An 18,630-nucleotide genomic window follows, 5' to 3' on the forward strand; every position below is an offset into this window, starting at 1 on the left:
TCGCATTATTAAGTGATATCGACAGATTAACGAATGCAATATTAGTTAACGGTGACTTTATTAGCCGGCTCGATAACACGGCTACGAGTAGGTCCCGGTTTAAGGTGAGTGGCGTAAAGCACCATGCCGGTTAACAATAAACCGCCTACTAAATTACCTAAAATAACGGGGATTTCATTCCAGATTAACCAGTCAGCAATAGTAATAGGTACACCCATCATCATTCCCAGCGGGAATAAATACATATTGACGACAGCATGCTCAAATACCAGACCAAAGAAAATAAGAATCGGCATCCACATAGCGATGACCTTACCAATCACGTCTTTTGATAACATGGCACCGACCACACCAACAGACACCATCCAGTTGCATAAAATGCCTTTGACAAACACGGTAAACCAACCTGCTGCACCGTGTTCGGCAAAGCCAAGCGTTCTCGCTTCAGCCGCTCTAGCAATCGCTTGTCCGACTGCACCGGGCTCGGTTGTGAAGGCGAAGGTCCAGGCAATGCCAATCAACACCGCGGTTGTTAATGCCCCCAGTAAATTACCCAGAGCGACTAGCCCCCAGTTTTTAAGTAAACCATTGAATGTCGCACCTGGGCGTTTATCAAATAAAGCTAATGGCACAAGTGCAAACACACCGGTCAATAAATCAAACCCTAATAAATTCAGAATACAAAACCCGACGGGGAAGATTAAAGCACCGACTATTGGAATACCGGTTTGTACAGCGGCCGTCACAGCCAGAGCGACGGCGATGGCTAAAATGGCACCAGCCATAAATGAACGAATCAACACATCTCGGGTGGCCATGAATAATTTTGACTCACCAGCATCCACCATTGTTTTTACAAACTCACCAGGGCTTATATAAGACATGGCATTTATTTCTCCACAGAACTAAAAAAGTAAGGTAGATTTAAATTGGCATTTATTATGCCAGTTTAATAATGCTTTATATATCAGTGTGATAGTGGTGTTTTTGTCTGGGGGAGTGCTGGTTTTTTGCACCATATTGAATATTTTGTCCCTGCATGGTGCAGGGCAGTAAGATTTAATCTGACTCGGGTAATAAATCTTGTTGGGGCTTGCCAATATAAAAGCCTTGAGCAAAGTCGACCCCGTATCTTTGTAGAATGTGGAGTATGGCTTCATTCTCGACATATTCGGCAATGGTCTGGCGACCAAGCCCTTTTGCTACATCAATTAATGCTTTAACAAAGAGCTGATCGTCTTTATTGATATCCAGATTTTGTATAAAAATACCATCGATTTTAATGATGTCTATGGGCAGTTCCCGCATGTAATTGAATGAAGCAAAACCAACGCCAAAGTCATCCAGTGAAAAACGGCATCCCAGCGCTTTGATGGCGGTCATCATTAATTTAGCTTGATACAGGTTTGAAACCGCCACCGTTTCGGTAACTTCAAAAATTAAGGCGGTAGGGTCCACATCAAAGCGTTTAATTAATTTTTTTAGATAGGGCAATAAAACGGGGGTATCCACCACGGCACCAGACAGATTGATAGCAAACTCTACTTTAGAACCTTGTTTTTGTAGTTCGCCTAATTTTTTTATGCTGTGATGTAAAACATAATGGTCGATGCTTTGAATGAGTCCGACTTCTTCAGCAATTTCGATAAATTTGCCGGGTAAAGTGATTTCTTGGGTGGCGGGATCACGCATTCTGACCAGGACTTCATAATGCTGAATGTTATTATTATTCAGATTGAGTATGGGCTGGAAATAGAGAACGAAGAGATGATTTTCCAAGGCTTCTTCGATTTTTTGTTTCCAATAAACCCGTTTTTGTAGCTGTTCACGACTTTGATCATCCAATGAAAAAACATGATAGCGACCTTTGCCGTTAGCTTTCGCTCGATACATGGCCAAATCTGCAAAGCCTATAAGTTCATTGGTCGTGGCATCTTGTAGGGGATAGTTGACGATACCAATACTGGCCGAGATGGTATGACGCACAGACGCATAATTCAGATGAATGGTTGATAGCTCAGCCAGTATCTTTTTCGACAGAGTGATGGCGCCAGCTTCATCACTTTCCGGCATGATAATCGCAAATTCATCACCACTTAGCCTGGCAACAAAATCAGTAAAACGTGTGATTCTATTGAGGGTTTTTGCGACAAGCTTTAAGGCTTCATCACCAGCTCGATGGCCACTGGTATCGTTGATATCTTTAAAGCGATCTAAATCCAGTAGCAAAAGCGTATTGTTATGTTGATAACGAATGGCTGTTTGCAATGACTTTTCGAATTCTTCAGTAAACTTTCTTCTATTACATAAATCCGTTAATGGATCATGTTCTGCCATCCAGACGATACGCTTTTCAGCTGCTCGGGTTTGTGTATTATCAAGACCCACAGAGAGAATCAGTGTTGTTTCATTATTTCTTTCTACACGTGAATGAAACCAAGAGATTTGTTTTAAATGTCCTGCTTTATCAACAAGTTCAGCCTCTTGCTGCGCAATTTGGATGTTACCAAGTAGCAGCTCTTTCAGAATATGATCGGTTTCGGACCAGTGACCAGGAGGGAAAAAACGTGCGACATCCGAACCTTCCACTTCGTCACGACTAAAACCGGTCAATTGCTCACCATATTGGTTGAATAACTGAATGATGTGTTGATCGTCTGAAGTCATCACAATCATTTGAGCGGTATCAACAAGTTGTGTGATGAAATCGCGTTCACTCTTCAAGGCTTGATGGGCTCTAAATACCGCTTTATTACGTTGACTAACCTTGCTTTCCAGTGCTTCAAGCATACTAGCTAAATCACACAGCGCTTGTTTCAGCTTCAAGATGGCCGGGTCTGACTGGACTTCATCGATTTTTTCACATTGCTCGCGGGCCTCAATGTATTTTTTGCTGGCAACCAGTGGGATGGAGAGAGTCAGTTGACCTATCTCATCGATGCCTGACTGCAGAGGGCGAATAATGTAGCGAGAAAACAATAGAGTGAGACATAAATAAGAGAGAACACTCAGTGCTCCTGCAATCCAGGTGATAGATGAAAATGTCGGAAAAAAATAACGTATTAAGAAGAAAGTACCAAGCGCTATGACAGCGGATAAAACACTGCTTACCATAATCCAGTTTTGAGTCATGGAGACTGAATTGGAGTGTCTGGTACTTCTCATGATGACAGCTCGTTCATGATACGCATCCTTTCAAGCTAGCTATCGGAGACCTTACGGCACATCCAGTCTAGTACACCTGTTGGCAGTAGTCTCTTACTATATGCAAAAAGATAAGTAGGAAAAGTGACGTAGTAACGTCTTTTAGGCTTTTTAGCTTCTAAGGCATGAATACATTTTTTTACAACAGCATCTGCAGGCAGCGTAAAAGGGGCGGCTGGGCCTTTTTTCTTGAGTCTGGCTTCCATCGCTTCATAAGTTTGGCGATGAGCGCTGTGAGTTTTATTAATATGCTGCATATACTTTGCGTAGGCGTTGTCGCGAAAACGACTGCTGATTGGGCCTGGCTCAATCAGACTGACATGGATGTCAGAGCCATGGAGTTCGATTCGTAAGGTATCAGCCAAACCTTCTATGGCGTATTTACTGGCGTTATAGGCGCCCCGGTAAGCTAAGGCGATTAATCCCAAGACCGAACTGTTATAAATAATGCGTCCATAGCCTTGTTGGCGCATATGAGCGATAGCCAGATTGGTTAGCTGTTGTGTACCAAATACATTCGTTTCAAACTGTTCTGTCAGTGCGGTGCGTGATAAGTCTTCAACGGCACCTGGTTGTCCAAAAGCAGCATTATTAAACAGCCCGTCCAGTTGATGAGAAAGATAGTTTAATGCTTGTTGAAAACCTGCGCTCACACTGTTTTCATCCGCTAAATCCATAATGATGGTATGGATACCTTGCTCCTCAAGCGCTGCTTTGTCGCTGTCCTGACGTACCGTGGCCACGACTTTATAGCCACGCTGATGTAATGTGATGGCGGCACATAAACCAATGCCGCTGGAGCAGCCTGTGATGAGACATGTTTTCATTTGATTACTTCATCTTTACGAAATGATTTATCACTTTATCGGATGTTAGGGTAAATGTTTAAGTCTGTTGTCCGATATGCTATATATTCTTTTAACACTTAACCCTGAGACACTATGCAGACGCAAGAAATAACGGATATTGATTACCAGCGCTTTAAGCGTTTCTTAGAAGATGCCTGCGGTATTCTTCTCGGGGATGGCAAACAATATCTCATTGTCAGCAGACTGACGCGTCTGTTGCGCGATGAAAAGATGACAAGCTTGTCAGAGTTGATTAGTGCGGTTGAGCGAGGTCAGCCCCATCATCTGCGTGATGCGGTTATTGATGCCATGACAACCAATGAGACGTCTTGGTTTCGAGATGTTCAGCCTTTTGAGACCCTTGGTCAGGTGATTTTCCCCGAATTAGAGAAGGTGCGAGGAACGTCGCTTAGAATATGGTCGGCCGCATGCTCATCTGGGCAGGAACCCTATACCATCAGCATGATGTTAAGTGAATACTGCCGAAAAGTATCGTCAAGTAGACTGGCCACAAGTCAAATCATCGCCACAGATATTTCCAGTTCGATGTTAGTGCAGGCAAAAAAAGCAGAATATGAGGATGTGGCCGTTGGTCGCGGCTTATCTGATCAACGGCGCCAACAGTTTTTCACCAAACAGGGAGAGCGCTGGCGTGTTATTGATGAAGTCAAGCAGCGAGTGAGTTTTAGACCTCAGAACCTGTTGCAAAGCTTTGGCACCTTAGGCAAGTTCGACATTATTTTTTGTCGAAATGTACTGATTTACTTCTCGGCCGATCGCAAAAAAGACATTCTGCAGCGAATGGCGCAATCACTCAACAAAGGTGGCTATCTCTTCCTTGGGGCGTCAGAAACAATTAGTGGTTACACCGATGCCTTTGATCTCGTTCGTACGCCACATAGCACCGTTTATCGTAAAAAAGATTAGTTTGGATCGTGCTCGATTTTTTTGACTGGTGTGTCTTCAGTATTTGTTGTTGATTCGCCCATACTGCTTTCTGGTGTTTTTGTCAGGCCCAGCCAACGGCCAACCTTACTGAATATAGCTTTAAGCAAGCGCCATAGTCTTGGCAGTAACCAAATCATCAAAGCAACAAACACAACAAGCATTATCAGAAATAGTACTGGATGGTGAAGCGCCGTCCATAAACCTGCAATCACTAATAAATCTTCGCTGATAGAGGCGCCCCAATTCGTCACAGGTTCGGGAGAGGTATTAATCAATAAACGACCACCTGCCTTGGTGGCATGACTGCCAGCCGCTAAGCTGCCTCCTAATAACGCGGCGCTTAATTCAGCAGCTGCACTGACATCACCTACGGCGCCTGCGGCTAGCATCGCCCCAGCAGGAATTCGGATAAAGGTATGCATCGTATCCCAGCCGGAATCGACACCTGGAATTTTGTCAGCAAAGAATTCTACGCAGTACATAAAGCCAGCGGCGGCCATCACCATCGGATCAGTTAGAATCTGAAGTTCATCAGGTAAGACAATATTTCCGGTGATTCCCATGTAACCAAGCATAAAAATAGTGGCGTAGAGATTGATCCCGCTTGCCCATGCAGCACCCATACTGAGTGCAATAATGTTGACTGCTTCCATTGATGGCTCTCCATTTTGTTATAGTGATGACTTACTTAGCCACAGGGATTTGAGTCGATGATAACCCGAACTGAATTTCTCGCCTACATCAATACACTTTTAGAGCCTGAGCGTTTTAATGATTATTGCCCGAATGGTCTCCAGGTTGAAGGTCGTGAGGATATCTCAACGCTGGTGACCGGTGTTACGGCTTCAGAAGCTTTGTTGGAGGAAGCAATAGATCGAAATGCCGATGCTGTCATCGTCCATCATGGCTATTTCTGGCGTGGAGAAGATGCCCGAATAATCGGTATGAAGCAGCGCAGATTAAAATTATTGCTGGAAAATGAAGTTAATTTAATCGCCTATCATTTGCCTTTGGATGCTCATCCAAACTTAGGTAACAATGCCCAGCTTGCTGCATTGTTAGGCATCGAAGTTGATGGGCGAATTTCAGGTATGGGAGATCCAGCAATAGGTTTATGTGGGAGTCTACCCGAGCCTGTATCTCTAGCTGCGTTCACGAGTCATGTTCGACAACAACTCAAACGAGATCCGCTGGTAATACAAGGGCATGATCGCCAAATTAATACGGTTGGTTGGTGTACTGGTGCCGCTCAGGGGTATTTAGCGCAGGCGGCTGAACTGGGGTTAGATCTTTATATCAGTGGTGAAATCTCTGAGCCAACTGTGCATATAGCACGTGAATTAGGTATTAACTACATGGCGGCGGGGCATCATGCCACGGAGCGCTATGGGGTGAAAGCATTGGGTGAACGGCTGGCGGAACAGTTTGGAATCACTCATCATTTTATTGATATCGATAATCCGGTTTAGGTTCTTATGTTTAATTCCATTCTAAATTTTTATGAAAAACAGCGCCTTCGCATTGAACGTTTTTTTGAAATAACCTTGTGGCAAGACATTGCTGAAGATGCTTCGCCATTATGGCGTTTGTGGGTCAATGCCATTCGTGTCACATATATCATGATTCGTGAACTGGCGACCGGTGAGTTGAATTTACGTGCCATGAGTCTGGTGTTTACCACCATTCTTTCTTTGGTCCCCTTAATTGCTGTTGCGTTTTCTGTTTTGAAAGCGTTTGGTGTTCACAACCAAATGGAACCGATGTTATTGAGTTTGTTGGAGCCGCTGGGCGAACGTGGTCCCGAAATAACGGAAAATATTATTGGTTTTGTGCAGAACGTCAAAGTCGGCGTTTTAGGATCAATTGGTGTGGCGATGTTGTTCTACACCATTATTGCGCTGGTCCAGAAAATTGAGAATGCGTTCAATTTTGTCTGGCGTGTAAAGCGATCGCGATCATTCGCCCGGCGTTTTACGGATTATCTGAGCGTGGTGATGATTGGCCCGGTGTTGATTTTTTCAGCATTGGGACTGGTGGCAACCGTTGTAAACCATGAGTTTGTTCAACAATTAAGCAGTATCGAGCCTTTTGGCACATTGCTGGTGATAGGCACAAAGCTATTGCCTTACCTGATGATTATCACGGCATTTACGTTCTTATACACCTTTATACCGAACACAAAAGTGAAATTCAGTCCGGCATTGATTGGTGCTTCAGTGGCGGGTGCTTTATGGATTGGGGTCGGCACCGTATTTGCCAAATTTGTGGCTTCTTCATCCAACTACACGGCGATTTATTCCAGCTTTGCTATTTTGTTTTTCTTTATGATCTGGTTATATCTCGCGTGGTTCATCCTATTAACAGGATCTCAGGTAGCCTTTTATCTTCAGCATCCTAAGTTGGTTAAACTAGCAGGTAAACCGTTGATATTAAGTCCTCGACTACGGGAACGAGAAGGACTTTGGCTGATGACAGTGATTGCGAGACGATTTTGTCAAAATCAACCTCCGCTAACGATTCAACACTTGGAAGAGCAAACCGGACTGACGAATAATGCTGTTCAGGATTTACTCACCAGTCTTGAAAAAGGCGGGTTTCTTATTGAAATTGCTGGTGATGAAACACGTTATGTGCCCTCGCGTGATGTGGCAACAATCAAGGTAGCAGCATTATTGAACTGTTTACGCACTGCCGAAGAGAACAGTGCCTATCATGTCAAAGGTATGATGGATAAAGATGTGAACAAATTACTTAAAGACATTGGTGATGCTCAAGCCGAGGTCTTAGGCGATTTAACATTGCGTGAACTTGCGATGAGGAAAGATGGCGAATGAGCAATGTTTCATCCATAAAAAACAAACAAATTGTTGTCGCCGTTACAGGAAGTATTGCTGCATATAAAGCCGCAGATTTAATTCGTCGATTGAAAGAGTTTGGTGCTGAAGTGCGTGTCGTCATGACACATGGCGCGGCCGAATTTATTACACCACTGACATTGCAGACATTGAGTGGGCATCCTGTAGCGATGACCTTGTTGGACGCTGATGAAGAGTCCGCAATGGGACATATTGCCTTAGCTCGTTGGGCAGATTGGATAGTGATTGCCCCGGCAACCGCTGACTGCCTGTCGAGGCTGGTTGCCGGTCGTGCTGACGACTTACTGAGTGCTGTTTGCCTGGCAACTGAAGCGCCAATTGCTGTCGCCCCGGCCATGAATAATAAAATGTGGTCCAACACTGCCACACAGAGCAATCTCAGCTTGCTGCGGCATCGCGGCATTCATGTGATTGGTCCTGCTAGTGGCGACCAGGCTTGCGGCGAACAGGGAGAAGGTAGATTGCTCGAGCCTTTGGCTATTATTGAGGAATTAAGTCGGTTGATGGTGCCAGGCCAGTTAATAGACAAACACGTCATGATTACAGCTGGCCCGACCTACGAACCGATAGATCCTGTTAGATTTATTGGTAACAGAAGTTCGGGGAAAATGGGCTTTGCTTTAGCTCAGGCGGCGAGAGAATCAGGTGCAAACGTGACGCTGATTAGCGGCCCGGTCAGTCTGACAACGCCCACAGGCGTGAAACGGATTGATGTGGAAACGACGGAACAAATGGCAAATGCAGTTGATGCCAGCTTGGAATCATGTGATATTTTCATTAGCTGTGCCGCAGTGGCTGATTACCGACCTAAACTGTTTGAGCAAGAAAAAATCAAAAAAACAGAAAAACAGCCGTTACAAATAGAACTCCAGCCAACAAAAGATATTGTGTCGGCTGTAACGACAAGCCACAATAGGCCATCATTTGTTGTTGGCTTTGCTGCAGAAACACAAAACCTGGTGGAATATGCACAGTCGAAATTAGAACGTAAAAAGCTCGATATGATCGCAGCGAATTGGGTTGGACAAAAACAGGGGTTTGCTGTCGATGACAATGCTTTGCATGTGATATGGAATGATGGTGAACAAACATTGCCACTGATGCCTAAAACTCAGTTGGCGCGAGAACTGATGACATTAATAATAAAAAGATTCTATGCAAAAAATTCAATTAAAAATTCTTGACCCTCGCCTTGGCGACACGATTGCACTGCCCGACTATGCAACATCAGGTTCGGCCGGTTTAGATCTGCGTGCCTGTCTTGATGAGTCTGTCACTCTTGCTCCAGGCGAAACAGTGTTAATTCCCACAGGCCTGGCTATTCATATTGATGATGCCAGTCTGGCGGCTGTGTTATTGCCACGTTCCGGGCTAGGTCATAAACACGGTATTGTTTTAGGCAATCTGGTTGGACTGATTGATAGTGACTATCAAGGGCAAGTGTTTGTTTCCTGCTGGAATCGCGGTAGCGATAGTTTTGAGATCAGTGTAGGTGAACGGATTGCACAAATGGTATTTGTGCCTGTCGTGCAGGTAGGATTTGAGCAAGTTGATGAATTCAGTTCATCGGAGCGCGGAACGGGTGGGTTTGGCCATACCGGTCGTCAGTAAAAGTAAGCAAAGGGGATGGGCATGGCGATGAAGGATAAGCTCGCGATAGCGCTGGGAAGCAAGCTCGTTAGTAGTATGTTGTTATTGTCCGTGCTCGTATTGCTATGCATTGCCGTCCTGTTCGCTGATAAAAAGGCTAACACAGCACAAGAAAGTACTGAGCGCCAACATAACCAACAGATTATCGATGCGGTTGTTGCGAGTTATCAGCAACAAATTACAGCTTGGCAGCAACAAACGCTGAGGCTGGCTGAGTTAGACGAAACCAAGCAATTGGCAAAAACTAAGAATATCTTCGAAATTGACGACTGGAAGACAGTGGCGAACACTTTTTTTCCAACAGCCAAGGCCGTCTGTTTAATCACACAAGAGTATGAGTCGCCTACACGTGAAGCTTGCCTGCCCATTACCTATGCTTCGTTAAAAAGCTTGCGACAACTGAACACACAAGCGCAGGCTGATGTCGCTATGATCATGCAGGATGGCCAGGCAGATCATATTTTACTGGCGGCGAAAGTACCTCTTGATGATGAGCAACAGTATGCGGCGGTGGCTGTTGCGCTTGAGCCTGTCGATATCCAAATGATTAATCCAGGACTGCTTCCTGATGCGTATGTTGAAATTACTCAGGGCGATATGTCACTGGGCATTTTGACAACGCTCGGCAACAGTCAATACAAACATGCCGATCCTGTTGTGAGTCAGCCAATATCCAATTCATACTGGCAAGTGAAACTCTGGGCCGCACCGCTTGCAACTAGTGTATCGCTATGGATGATATTTCTACCCGTGATGCTATTAATTGCACTGATATGGTGGGTGCGAGAATGGTGGCAGAAAAAATTATTACGATCAGATGCCGATACGCTGGAAGAGCAGCTTCATGATCTACAAGACGTCAAACTCAAACCAAAATACCCACTGATTTTCCAGGAGTTTTATGGCGTTCGAGAGTTTATTCAACAATTGGCGATTCCAGAAAAGAAACGTCCCGTCCCCGTGGATGAACCAAACAGCGTTTTTGTCATAGATGATGAGGCAACAGAAGCAGACTTAAGTGCTGAAACAGAGACGTCGTTAATTACTGATAATGAGCCTAGCAATCATGACGTTATTGATTATGACCAACCATACGAGAACAAAGATGCTGAGATGACATCCCCTCAGCAAATAGATGATGAGATGGTGACTGATGAATTCAAATCTAATCGTCTTGATGAAACCGTTGACAACCGTTCTGATGTTCTTGAGCTCGAATTAAATGATGAAGAAGAAAAGACGGACAAGAGTGATTCTTCTATCTTCATTGAACCCGACTCTTTAGACGAAAAAGAAACGTCACCTGAGCCAACTATTAATTTTGAATTAGAAGTCGATGAGGGCCCCGAGGAAGCAAAAGAAAGCTTCCATGAAGATACTCAGCAAAGTCAGTTAACACCAGAAAAGAAACTGGAGTTGAATCCACCGTCAGCACAGAATATGCCTGATGAAGGCATATTCAGAGCGTATGACATTAGAGGTATTGTGGGTGAGCAGTTAACTGTTCCCGTGATGACATTGATTGGTCGCGCTGTGGGCAGTCAAATGTTGGCGCAAGGCGTGTCCGAGTTAGTTGTTGGTCATGATGGACGTTTAAGCAGTCAACCTTTAGCTAAAGCATTCATGCGCGGTGTTACCAATACAGGTTGTCATGTGGTTGATCTTGGGCAGGTGCCCACACCTGTGGTCTATTTCGCATGTGAGCATTTAAATACGCATTCTGGCGCGATGATCACAGGCAGTCACAATCCTGCTAATTACAATGGAATAAAACTAGTTATCGCCGGAAAAACGCTTGAAGGTGATGAAGTTCACGCCTTATACCGCCGTATTAAAACGGGTGCATTTGAAATAGGACGAGGCAACATCAGTGCAACGGATGTGACAGATGCCTATATTCAAAGAATAAAAACTGAGGTAAAACCTGAGCGCAAAATTAAAGTGGTAGTGGACTGTGGCAATGGTGTTGCAGGTAAAGTATTACCTAAAGTGCTCAAAGAAATAGGCTGCCATGTCATTGAGTTATACTGTGAAGTTGATGGCCGGTTCCCTAATCATCACCCTAATCCAGGCGAACCAGAAAACTTAAAATCACTCATCTCTGAAGTGAAATCTACAGGAGCAGAGCTGGGTATTGCCGTGGATGGAGATGGTGATCGCCTTGGTGTGGTCGATACGCAAGGCAATATAATCTGGCCGGATCAACTTATGATCTTGTTTTCAAGGGATGTTCTGGAAAAGTCGCCAGGGGCTACGATACTCTATGATGTAAAAAGTACGAGTTTGCTTGAGGGCGTGATACGCTTTGCGGGTGGTGAGCCAATGATGGTGCCATCTGGACATTCTATTATCAAAAATAAAATGCGACAGTATAATGCCGCGCTGGCTGCTGAAATGAGCGGACATTTCTTCTTTAATGACCGCTGGTATGGATTTGATGATGCGACATATGCCGCAGCAAGGTTAATCGAGTTATTAGCCGCCGATCCGATGTCACGAACACCTACCCAGTTGTTCTCTGAAATTAGTCAACGTGTATCAACACCTGAAATTATGGTGAACATGCCTTACCCAGAAGCCAAACGGTTTATGACGACGCTCATAAGCAATTTCAATGCAGATGGTGGTGACGTTTCGACGGTTGATGGTATTCGTGTGGATTATGCTGATGGCTGGGGATTAGTGCGTATTTCAAATACATTGCCTGCGTTGACATTACGTTTTGAAGCCACAAATGATGTTGAGTTAGAAAGAATCAAACAGTTGTTTGTGGAGCAAATGCAGCAAGTGAAACCCACTCTGACATTAAAACTATAATTTAATTAAGACTAATAAGAATGAGTTTAAACACACAACGTGCTACCCATATCGCTCAGGTATTAACTGAAGCTTTGCCTTACATTCAGCGGTTTTCTGGCAAAACACTGGTCATCAAATATGGTGGTAATGCCATGGTCGATGAAGCCCTAAAAAACAATTTTGCCAGAGATGTGGTGTTACTCAAAGCAGTAGGGATTAATCCGGTCATTGTTCATGGTGGAGGCCCGCAAATCGGTGAGTTACTACAGCGGGTTGGTAAGCAAAGTGAATTTGTGAATGGTATGCGCGTTACTGACCGTGAAACCATGGATATCGTAGAAATGGTGTTGGGCGGTCAAGTTAACAAAAGTATAGTTAACTTAATCAATAATCACGGTGGCAGAGCTGTGGGCTTAACAGGTAAGGATGGCAGTTTAATTTTTGCGGAGAAACTGCAGATAACCGGGTCGCCTGATATCAAACCATCAGAATTAATCGACTTAGGTCATGTCGGTAAAGTCGCGAGCATTGATACCAGCGTGATTGATATGCTGATACACAGTGATTTCATTCCCGTCATCGCGCCAGTTGGTGTTGGTAAAGATGGTGAGTCATACAACATCAATGCTGATTTGGTGGCAGGAAAGATTGCAGAAGTCCTTCAAGCTGAGAAGTTAATTCTACTCACTAACACTGCCGGACTATTAGATGCTGATGGTGAATTATTAACTGGATTAAATGCTAAGCAAGTCAATGAGTTAATTGACGAAGGGGTCATATATGGTGGTATGCTCCCCAAAATAGGCTGTGCACTAGACGCTGTTCAGTCGGGTGTGACGACTGCACATATCATTGATGGGCGTGTTCAGCATGCTGTTTTACTAGAAATGTTTACTGATGAAGGGGTAGGGACTTTGATTCGTGGAGGTGGTCGATGAGCGAGGCTGTGCAAACGAGTAGAGCTGAAACAAAACGTTCACGACGTCAGGATATTCTGGAAGCGCTTGCATCAGAACTAGAACAGCGTCCCGGAGAACGTATCACAACCGCTAAGCTCGCAGCGAGTTTAGGCGTGTCTGAAGCGGCTCTTTATAGACATTTTCCAAGTAAAGCCAGGATGTTTGAAGGTTTAATTGGTTTCGCTGAAGACACGGTGTTTGGCTTGATTCAACGTATTTTGCAAGACGAACAAATTGCGTTGCACCGTATTGAGAAAATCATGACGCTTCTGCTTGGGTTTTCAACCAAAAATCCTGGGATCACCAGTGTATTAATGGGCGCAGCTTTAACGGGTGAAACAGAACGATTAAGACAGCGAGTGAGTCAATTTTTTGACCGTTTAGAAACGCAGTTTAGGCAGATCCTTAGAGAACGCGAATTGACGTTGACTCAGGCCGGAGGAAGGCCTGTAAATGAAACGGCTAATTTACTACTTGCTGTGGTGGAAGGTCAGATGCAGCAATATGTGAGAAGTAGTTACCGGCAATCACCGCTTATTGGTTGGGATCAAAAATGGCAGTTATTGGCAAAAATGCTTGAGGTTTATGCATGATAAATGTGTGTCTGGTTGGTTCTGATATAAAGAAAGAACTCGCTCTGTTGCAGAGCCAGCATAACATTACGACCAATGCATTATATGACTCTTCCTTTGAAATACTTCTGGAAGCGATCGCAAAATCTAAGCCTGATGTGCTAGTCATTTCAGACCGGACTGACGAACTTTCAGCTGATGAGCTCTGCTTCTATGTTAATTTGCGTTCACCGCATACAAAAACGATTATTATCACCGATAAACCTGCAACTTACGAACAATTAAAGCTGTCTGCTTTTACATGTCGAGGATTTGTAGCTTACGAACAACGGCATGCTATTGTTAGAGCTGTGCGTGTTGTGCATGATGGGGAAGCCTGGATTCCTAGAAAGTTAGTGACGGATGTACTTGATCACCTAGCTAAAGAAGAAAAACGGCAAAATCTCATCAAGAGCTGATAGCTCATTCCTCCCTTAGTTGAAATTAATGGTACTGATATTGCTTTCAAAAGCAGGAATTCGCCATCAAGAATTTGAAAAAATGTGAACAGTTTCACATTTAACGGCGGGTGTAGTACCAAAGTACAGTAGATCAAATAAGGCTCTCGGGGCAATATTACGGCATGATGAATAAGTTACGCGTGCTGGCTATTCCAGTACAGCGATCAGGGGAATAAATATGGCTACAGAAATTGGTGTTGTAAAAGCGCTCATTGGCGCTGTAACAGCCACCTCCACGGATGGTTCTGTAAGAACACTACAAGTGGGTGATGTGGTCTATGCCAATGATTTGATTTCAACAGGGGCAGAAGGTGCCATTGAAATCGAGTTTGCAGACGGCAGTGTTATGGATCTGGGCCGAAGCTCCCAAGCATTGCTGGATAGTGAAGTATTTGATCCAGTCAATACTGATGTTGCTGATAATGAAGAGTCTGTCAGTGACGATGTTGATGCTATCCAACAGGCTATTTTAGAAGGGCAAGATCCTACACAAGCTGCTGAAGAAACTGCTGCTGGCGCGGGTAATGCGGCGGGAAATGAAGGCCATGATGCGGTCTTTGTCGACTATTTAGAGCCGGAAAGAATACCCGAGGCAGGATTTGATACCGTTGGCGTCAGCAATACTTATGACTTTCCTGAGGCAGATCTGCTGTTTATTGATGATAATGATCCTGAACAGTCTGATGTACCGCCAATTGAGCCGCCACCGCCTCCTCCGCCACCAGGTGATATTGTTATCCAGGCGCCATCCAGTTTGGTTTCTGAAGGCGGACTAGTGAACGGAATATCAGGTGGTTCGGCAACATCGACACAAACGATTAGCTTGGAACTCGGTGGAAATGATTTAAGCTCTATTTCCTTGTCCACCACAGGTGATACCACTGATTTATTAACACTTGATGGTTCAGCGATAGACACCGTTTGGGATAGTTCTACAGGGACATTGATAGGTTACATCAGTGGAACAGATTCTAGTGACTCAGCTAACCAGGTTTTTACAGTATCACTCAGTAATATTTCAAATTCGCAAGCATCCTACACCGTTGAGCTTCTCCAACCGTTACGTGATGTCGATGGTGTTGTTGAAAACATAAATGTAAACGTTAACGTAACTGATGACCTCGGTGGCACATCGTCAGCTAGTTTCAACGTTACAGTGCAAGATGATGCGCCTGTCGCAAATCCGGAACAACGTGCAACAACGCTAGGACAATCAGTTGATACAAATCTACTATTGATCCTTGACACGTCTAACAGCATGAATGGATCTGCTGAGTTTCAGGGCATGACGAAACTGGAAGTAATGATTAAATCCAGCTTGAACTTAATCGAGCAGTACGAAGCCCTTGGTGATGTCATGGTGAACTTAGTGACATTTAACAATAATGCTGAGAATCCAACCAGCCTCTGGGTTGACACTGCCACAGCAAAAGACATCATCAACTCACTTTCTGCAACTGGTGAAACAAATTATGATGATGCTATTCGAGAGGCGATAGATGCCTTTAATGATACAGGCAAATTAGACGGTGCACAGAATATTGCTTACTTCATGTCTGATGGCGCACCAAATGAAAGTAATCAAACCGATGCTGATGGCAATTTTATTGGTGTGGGCATTGATAGCAGTGAGCAACAGGCCTGGGAACAGTTTTTAATTGATAATGGCATCACTTCATACGCCCTAGGTATGGGGGCAGATGCTGTATCTGAGGAATTAGCGCCGATAGCTTATGACGGTGTCAATAGTTCAGAAATCCCGGTCATTACAGTGACGGATTTTTCTCAGCTTAGTGACACTTTAACAAGTACTGTCACAGGCAATAGTGTCTCTGGCGATCTACTCGACGGCGGACTCCCATCAAGTGCAGGAGCCGATGGCGGTTGGATTAGTCAGATTACGATCGATGGTGTTGACTATACTTACAATCAATTCACGAATACAGCCTCTGTCGGTAGCGCTGTCGCCAGTTTTGATGTGACAACACACGTATGGACGATTACAACCGCTAATGGAAGTGTTTTAACGGTTGATATGGATAATGGTGAATACACCTATACAGTAGGGGATTCTGCAAGTGGTACCTTCACTGAAGAAATAACCTACGCGGTCACTGATGGCGATGGTGATAGTGCTAGTAACTCATTTACTATCGATGTCGATGTGGATTTATCTACGTTAGTCGTCAGTGATGACGTCGTTATTACTAATCAAAGCTCCGTTGATATACCTGATTGGGCTTTATTTGCTAATGATAGTGGTGCTGATGGTGAAACATACTCCCTAAATGGAGTTAGTGCTCCATCGGACTCCGATAGTGCTTCAGTCAATGGTAATAGTGTGACCTTCAATGATGCCAATAGTAATGGCGGCAGTTTCAGCTATCAGAATCAGGCAGGCAGTCAACAAGATTCTGCCAATGTCTCTGTTACACAGGTGAATGGAAGTCTGTTGGAAGGCACATTCCGAGATGAAATTCTAATTGGTAGCAACGACGTTGATTTTATCTATGGCGGCGCTGGTAATGATGTTCTGATAGGCGGTACAGGCGGTACATATAATTCAGGTGAAAGAGAAGTCATTGCCAGGGTAAGTCCAGGACAAACTGGTACGGGCAATGATAATCAGTTTTCTTTCACTTTGACTGCATTAGCCGCTGCTGCATTATATGTCACGGAGGTACGTATCTCCTTAGCCGAATATAATGCCTTTTTTGATCAGGTAGGAACCGATAGCTATACCTTCACCCTCGGTGATGGTTCAACTATATCAAGTGATGACATTCAGATGGTTACAGGTGGCGATACTGATGAGCTAGTCATCACGTTTGAACCTGGTACTTTCACGAATGGAGAGACTCTCACCTTCGGTATTGATACTGATGGCCGGGGGATGACGAGAGGTGAAGATTTTGGATCACGAGAAGTGCCTTTTAAGGTCTCTTTCAGTGATGGAACCAGTCTCGATGGGTCTTATGAGTCGGACTCTGTAAATGGTGGAAGCACAGCAACAGTCAATGACTCACCAATAGTGACGGAAACCCTTGATGGTGGTTCAGGAGACGATATTCTTGTCGGCGGTGATGGTGAGCATATTCTACTTGGTGGTGAAGGGGATGATACCCTTGTCGGCGGTGGCGGCAATGATATCCTTACTGGTGGTGAAGGAGCTGACTTGTTTATCTGGAACTCAGGTGATCAAGGCTCAGCTGCCAGCCCTGCTGCTGATATCGTCACTGATTTTAATGACAGTGAAGGGGATGTATTGGATCTTTCTGATATTCTGCAGGGAGAAGAAAGTAATGATATTACCGACTATATCTCAGTCGCTGAACAAGGTAACGACGTTGTACTTTCGTTAACCCCAGAAGGCGATGGTGGTGATATGACACAAACAATCACCTTGCAAAATACCAGTATTGATCAACTGGTTGGTAGTGATGCATCTGGTATGTCAAATGCAGATATTATCAACTCTTTGATTACTAGTGGTCAGATACAAGTAGATCAAAGTTAATTCAGTATATGAGAAAAGTAAAAAAGCCGACGTTAGTCGGCTTTTTTACTGGGTTATTTTATATGTTTCTACCAGCAACCAGCTGGACCAGTGGCACCTGTCTGAGTTATTGTCAGGGGGGTGCAGTTGATATCATTTGCTTGGCTCCCTTGGGCTGTTGCCACTAATTGATAGCTTGTCGCCGTAGGATTCGCTGCTACAACGATATTGTAATAGGCTGTTCCAGTCTTAGGTGACTGAGCAAAAGGTAATGCACCCAGTGTGCCTACGTAAGTAAAGTTTTCTGTGTAATACCTTTCCATATAACTTGCCAGTTCCATTAAATCAGCCTGAGCATTAGCTCGTCGAGTTTGTCTGACTTGCTCTTGGTAAGACGGATAAGCAATGGCAGCAAGGATGCCTAGAATGACAACCACAATCATCAACTCGATGAGTGTAAATCCATTTTCTGTATATTTTATGTTATTCATTTAATAACCATATTTCAGTGATATAGGGGGGCTCGCCATCAGCACCACGACTCGTGTTAAAGCCTATAGCTGTGTCTTCATTCACAATGGGGCCTTTTTCCCCTTGTGGCGCAAGACCATGCACAACCGTATTATGGTCGATAAGATACTCTTGATTAGAAATCACTAATCTATCTGAGGATAGCGATGAGTCCGTTACTGTTCCACTCTGACTAAAAGTCTGTGCAAGTACTGACATTGGTATTAATAACACAGAGAGGATGGTTAAATAATTTTTTTTAAACATA

At 44.2% G+C, this 18,630-nt stretch carries 16 protein-coding genes; 10 read left to right on the forward strand and 6 right to left on the reverse strand.

The features are described 5' to 3' along the window. Positions 1 to 41: 41 nt before the first annotated feature. The 3 genes from B3V56_RS12040 to B3V56_RS12050 all read right to left on the reverse strand — a co-directional run bounded on the left by B3V56_RS12040 (position 42) and on the right by B3V56_RS12050 (position 4,031). Positions 42 to 884, reverse strand: coding sequence for a formate/nitrite transporter family protein (locus B3V56_RS12040; protein WP_289284334.1), 843 nt, complete (start codon positions 882 to 884; stop codon positions 42 to 44). 175 nt (positions 885 to 1,059) lie between these two features. Then, complete coding sequence (locus B3V56_RS12045) at positions 1,060 to 3,165, reverse strand: putative bifunctional diguanylate cyclase/phosphodiesterase (protein WP_289284335.1); 2,106 nt, start codon at positions 3,163 to 3,165, stop codon at positions 1,060 to 1,062. Between the two features lie 35 nt (positions 3,166 to 3,200). After that, positions 3,201 to 4,031 carry an SDR family NAD(P)-dependent oxidoreductase gene (locus B3V56_RS12050; RefSeq protein WP_286305646.1) on the reverse strand — a complete coding sequence of 277 codons (831 nt, stop codon included), beginning with the start codon at positions 4,029 to 4,031 and terminating at the stop codon, positions 3,201 to 3,203. A gap of 114 nt (positions 4,032 to 4,145) precedes the next feature. On the opposite strand from B3V56_RS12050, the gene B3V56_RS12055 reads away from it, so the two are divergent. Next, positions 4,146 to 4,979, forward strand: a complete 834-nt coding sequence (locus tag B3V56_RS12055; RefSeq protein WP_289283766.1) for a CheR family methyltransferase — start codon at positions 4,146 to 4,148, stop codon at positions 4,977 to 4,979. Here B3V56_RS12055 and B3V56_RS12060 read toward each other — a convergent pair. Then, positions 4,976 to 5,653, reverse strand: coding sequence for a DUF4126 domain-containing protein (locus B3V56_RS12060; RefSeq protein WP_289283767.1), 678 nt, complete (start codon positions 5,651 to 5,653; stop codon positions 4,976 to 4,978). The two genes, B3V56_RS12055 and B3V56_RS12060, sit on opposite strands and share 4 nt — an antisense overlap. Positions 5,654 to 5,710: 57 nt before the next feature. On the opposite strand from B3V56_RS12060, the gene B3V56_RS12065 reads away from it, so the two are divergent. The 9 genes from B3V56_RS12065 to B3V56_RS12105 all read left to right on the forward strand — a co-directional run bounded on the left by B3V56_RS12065 (position 5,711) and on the right by B3V56_RS12105 (position 17,873). Then, positions 5,711 to 6,469 (forward strand): Nif3-like dinuclear metal center hexameric protein, encoded by a 759-nt coding sequence (locus tag B3V56_RS12065; protein WP_289244595.1) that lies wholly within the window; start codon positions 5,711 to 5,713, stop codon positions 6,467 to 6,469. 6 nt (positions 6,470 to 6,475) lie between these two features. Beyond that, positions 6,476 to 7,834, forward strand: coding sequence for a YihY/virulence factor BrkB family protein (locus B3V56_RS12070; RefSeq protein WP_286305642.1), 1,359 nt, complete (start codon positions 6,476 to 6,478; stop codon positions 7,832 to 7,834). Further along, on the forward strand, positions 7,831 to 9,060 hold the full coding sequence (coaBC, locus tag B3V56_RS12075) for a bifunctional phosphopantothenoylcysteine decarboxylase/phosphopantothenate--cysteine ligase CoaBC (RefSeq protein WP_289283769.1): 1,230 nt from the start codon (positions 7,831 to 7,833) through the stop codon (positions 9,058 to 9,060). The genes B3V56_RS12070 and coaBC overlap by 4 nt, the downstream gene beginning before the upstream one ends. Continuing rightward, complete coding sequence (dut, locus tag B3V56_RS12080; RefSeq protein WP_286305640.1) at positions 9,032 to 9,487, forward strand: dUTP diphosphatase; 456 nt, start codon at positions 9,032 to 9,034, stop codon at positions 9,485 to 9,487. The genes coaBC and dut overlap by 29 nt, the downstream gene beginning before the upstream one ends. A gap of 21 nt (positions 9,488 to 9,508) precedes the next feature. Beyond that, the gene (locus tag B3V56_RS12085; protein WP_289283770.1) at positions 9,509 to 12,343 is read left to right on the forward strand and encodes a phosphomannomutase/phosphoglucomutase; all 2,835 of its coding nucleotides are present in this window, start codon (positions 9,509 to 9,511) and stop codon (positions 12,341 to 12,343) included. A 20-nt stretch (positions 12,344 to 12,363) separates the two neighbouring features. Next, complete coding sequence (argB, locus tag B3V56_RS12090; RefSeq protein ID WP_289283771.1) at positions 12,364 to 13,263, forward strand: acetylglutamate kinase; 900 nt, start codon at positions 12,364 to 12,366, stop codon at positions 13,261 to 13,263. Then, positions 13,260 to 13,877 carry a nucleoid occlusion factor SlmA gene (gene slmA, locus B3V56_RS12095; RefSeq protein WP_289286507.1) on the forward strand — a complete coding sequence of 206 codons (618 nt, stop codon included), beginning with the start codon at positions 13,260 to 13,262 and terminating at the stop codon, positions 13,875 to 13,877. The genes argB and slmA overlap by 4 nt, the downstream gene beginning before the upstream one ends. Beyond that, positions 13,874 to 14,314, forward strand: a complete 441-nt coding sequence (locus B3V56_RS12100) for a hypothetical protein (RefSeq protein WP_286305635.1) — start codon at positions 13,874 to 13,876, stop codon at positions 14,312 to 14,314. Before slmA ends, B3V56_RS12100 begins: the two co-directional genes overlap by 4 nt. A 220-nt stretch (positions 14,315 to 14,534) precedes the next feature. Beyond that, on the forward strand, positions 14,535 to 17,873 hold the full coding sequence (locus B3V56_RS12105; protein ID WP_289284337.1) for a retention module-containing protein: 3,339 nt from the start codon (positions 14,535 to 14,537) through the stop codon (positions 17,871 to 17,873). A gap of 68 nt (positions 17,874 to 17,941) precedes the next feature. Here the strand turns inward: B3V56_RS12105 and B3V56_RS12110 are convergent, their stop codons facing one another. Further along, positions 17,942 to 18,343 carry a type IV pilin protein gene (locus B3V56_RS12110; RefSeq protein WP_289283775.1) on the reverse strand — a complete coding sequence of 134 codons (402 nt, stop codon included), beginning with the start codon at positions 18,341 to 18,343 and terminating at the stop codon, positions 17,942 to 17,944. Beyond that, complete coding sequence (locus B3V56_RS12115) at positions 18,336 to 18,629, reverse strand: hypothetical protein (protein ID WP_289283776.1); 294 nt, start codon at positions 18,627 to 18,629, stop codon at positions 18,336 to 18,338. Before B3V56_RS12115 ends, B3V56_RS12110 begins: the two co-directional genes overlap by 8 nt. Position 18,630 lies beyond the last annotated feature (1 nt).

It is taken from the genome of Methylophaga sp. UBA2513 (assembly GCF_002341285.1).
In the GTDB taxonomy this organism is placed as follows: Bacteria; Pseudomonadota; Gammaproteobacteria; order Nitrosococcales; family Methylophagaceae; genus Methylophaga; species Methylophaga marina.

Excerpts from the sequence above, each read along its gene's own strand:
- B3V56_RS12040 (WP_289284334.1), bottom strand. The coding sequence starts at position 884 with ATGTCTTATATAAGCCCTGGTGAGTTTGTAAAAACAATGGTGGATGCT.
- B3V56_RS12045 (WP_289284335.1), bottom strand. The coding sequence starts at position 3,165 with ATGAGAAGTACCAGACACTCCAATTCAGTCTCCATGACTCAAAACTGG.
- B3V56_RS12050 (WP_286305646.1), bottom strand. The coding sequence starts at position 4,031 with ATGAAAACATGTCTCATCACAGGCTGCTCCAGCGGCATTGGTTTATGT.
- B3V56_RS12055 (WP_289283766.1), top strand. The coding sequence starts at position 4,146 with ATGCAGACGCAAGAAATAACGGATATTGATTACCAGCGCTTTAAGCGT.
- B3V56_RS12060 (WP_289283767.1), bottom strand. The coding sequence starts at position 5,653 with ATGGAAGCAGTCAACATTATTGCACTCAGTATGGGTGCTGCATGGGCA.
- B3V56_RS12065 (WP_289244595.1), top strand. The coding sequence starts at position 5,711 with ATGATAACCCGAACTGAATTTCTCGCCTACATCAATACACTTTTAGAG.
- B3V56_RS12070 (WP_286305642.1), top strand. The coding sequence starts at position 6,476 with ATGTTTAATTCCATTCTAAATTTTTATGAAAAACAGCGCCTTCGCATT.
- coaBC (WP_289283769.1), top strand. The coding sequence starts at position 7,831 with ATGAGCAATGTTTCATCCATAAAAAACAAACAAATTGTTGTCGCCGTT.
- dut (WP_286305640.1), top strand. The coding sequence starts at position 9,032 with ATGCAAAAAATTCAATTAAAAATTCTTGACCCTCGCCTTGGCGACACG.
- B3V56_RS12085 (WP_289283770.1), top strand. The coding sequence starts at position 9,509 with ATGGCGATGAAGGATAAGCTCGCGATAGCGCTGGGAAGCAAGCTCGTT.
- argB (WP_289283771.1), top strand. The coding sequence starts at position 12,364 with ATGAGTTTAAACACACAACGTGCTACCCATATCGCTCAGGTATTAACT.
- slmA (WP_289286507.1), top strand. The coding sequence starts at position 13,260 with ATGAGCGAGGCTGTGCAAACGAGTAGAGCTGAAACAAAACGTTCACGA.
- B3V56_RS12100 (WP_286305635.1), top strand. The coding sequence starts at position 13,874 with ATGATAAATGTGTGTCTGGTTGGTTCTGATATAAAGAAAGAACTCGCT.
- B3V56_RS12105 (WP_289284337.1), top strand. The coding sequence starts at position 14,535 with ATGGCTACAGAAATTGGTGTTGTAAAAGCGCTCATTGGCGCTGTAACA.
- B3V56_RS12110 (WP_289283775.1), bottom strand. The coding sequence starts at position 18,343 with ATGAATAACATAAAATATACAGAAAATGGATTTACACTCATCGAGTTG.
- B3V56_RS12115 (WP_289283776.1), bottom strand. The coding sequence starts at position 18,629 with ATGTTTAAAAAAAATTATTTAACCATCCTCTCTGTGTTATTAATACCA.